Source organism: Bacillus sp. SIMBA_008, from assembly GCF_046535495.1.
In the GTDB taxonomy this organism is placed as follows: Bacteria; Bacillota; Bacilli; order Bacillales; family Bacillaceae; genus Bacillus; species Bacillus subtilis.
Map to the genome: position 1 here is coordinate 1 of NZ_JAWRWL010000461.1, position 272 is coordinate 272.

Genomic DNA, 272 nt, shown 5'->3' on the forward strand with positions numbered 1-272 from the left:
TGACTCGTGACATTTCCTCATCAGCCGAAACGAGTGATGCGCCGGGCCTTGTCGATTCGCCGCCGATATCTATGATATGCGCCCCTTCTTCAGCCATCTTCGCCGCATGCAGAAGCGCCCTTTCCGTACTGTCGTATTTGCCGCCGTCAGAGAAGGAGTCTGGCGTTACATTTAATATCCCCATAACGAGCGTCTTCTCTTTATAGGACAGAGCGCCTTTTTTTGTATGAATCAGTTTAGGCTGTTCAATTGTTTGCTGCGCCATTTTGTTC

1 protein-coding gene is annotated in these 272 nt (G+C 49.6%); it reads right to left on the minus strand.

What is annotated here, in order from left to right; translation table 11 throughout:
- Window positions 1-265: dihydropteroate synthase (locus SB658_RS24020; protein ID WP_410602851.1), on the minus strand; the 265-nt coding region annotated here is incomplete at its 3' end.
- Between the last annotated feature and the right edge of the window lie 7 nt (window positions 266-272).